This is a genomic window from Dethiosulfovibrio salsuginis (assembly GCF_900177735.1).
Taxonomy (GTDB): domain Bacteria; phylum Synergistota; class Synergistia; order Synergistales; family Dethiosulfovibrionaceae; genus Dethiosulfovibrio; species Dethiosulfovibrio salsuginis.
On the sequence record NZ_FXBB01000068.1, the window covers coordinates 1 to 1,541 of the forward strand.

Here is a 1,541-nt window from a genome sequence, read left to right on the forward strand (position 1 = left end):
AATTTTTATGGAGAGTTTGATCCTGGCTCAGGACGAACGCTGGCGGCGTGCTTAACACATGCAAGTGGGACGAAGGTTCTTGTCGGAAGGCTTCGGCTGGAAGATAAGGATACTGAGTCGCGGACGGGTGAGTAATGCGTGAGAACCTGTCTCAAAGAGGGGGACAGCCCCGGGAAACCGGGATTAATACCCCATATGCCTAAGGGTGAAACGGAGCAATCCGCTTTGAGAGGGGCTCGCGTCCTATCAGCTAGTTGGTGAGGTAATGGCTCACCAAGGCAAAGACGGGTAGCCGGACTGAGAGGTTGGACGGCCACATTGGAACTGAGATACGGTCCAGACTCCTACGGGAGGCAGCAGTGGGGAATATTGGGCAATGGGCGCAAGCCTGACCCAGCGACGCCGCGTGAGGGAAGACGGTCTTCGGATTGTAAACCTCTGTTGCAGGGGAAGAATAAAGTGACGGTACCCTGCGAGGAAGCCCCGGCAAACTACGTGCCAGCAGCCGCGGTAACACGTAGGGGGCGAGCGTTGTCCGGAATTACTGGGCGTAAAGGGTGCGTAGGCTGCGAGACAAGTCGGGTGTAAAAGGCACGGGCTCAACCTGTGTGTGCACTCGAAACTGTTTTGCTGGAGGGATAGAGAGGCAAGCGGAATTCCCGGTGTAGCGGTGAAATGCGTAGATATCGGGAAGAACACCAGTGGCGAAGGCGGCTTGCTGGCTATACCCTGACGCTGAGGCACGAAAGCCAGGGGAGCGAACCGGATTAGATACCCGGGTAGTCCTGGCAGTAAACGATGAGTGCTAGGTGTGGGTGGGTCAAACCATCTGTGCCGCAGCTAACGCATTAAGCACTCCGCCTGGGGAGTACGGTCGCAAGATTGAAACTCAAAGGAATTGACGGGGGCCCGCACAAGCGGTGGAGCACGTGGTTTAATTCGATGCAAACCGAAGAACCTTACCTGGGCTTGACATTTAGGTGGTATTGACCTGAAAGGTGATAGACCATGTTTTCGAATATGGAGCCTAAACAGGTGCTGCATGGCTGTCGTCAGCTCGTGTCGTGAGATGTTGGGTTAAGTCCCGCAACGAGCGCAACCCCTGTGGTCAGTTGCTAACGTTTAAGGCGAGCACTCTGGCCAGACTGCCGGCGACAAGCCGGAGGAAGGTGGGGACGACGTCAAGTCATCATGGCCCTTATGTCCAGGGCAACACACATGCTACAATGGCCGGTACAGAGGGAAGCGAAAGGGCGACCTGGAGCGGATCCCAAAAAGCCGGTCCCAGTTCGGATTGCAGTCTGCAACTCGACTGCATGAAGTTGGAATCGCTAGTAATCGCAAATCAGAGAAGTTGCGGTGAATACGTTCCCGGGCCTTGTACACACCGCCCGTCACACCATCCGAGTTAGGTGCACCCGAAGCCGGAGGCCAAACCCGTAAGGGATGGATCCGTCGAAGGTGTGTCTGGTAAGGAGGGTGAAGTCGTAACAAGGTAGCCGTACCGGAAGGTGCGGCTGGATCACCTCCTTTCTAAGGAG

Annotated in this window: 1 rRNA gene; it reads left to right on the plus strand. The window is 55.9% G+C overall.

The window, feature by feature from the left end:
* The first annotated feature begins 4 nt into the window (after positions 1–4).
* Positions 5–1,533, plus strand: a 16S ribosomal RNA gene (locus B9Y55_RS12950).
* Positions 1,534–1,541 lie beyond the last annotated feature (8 nt).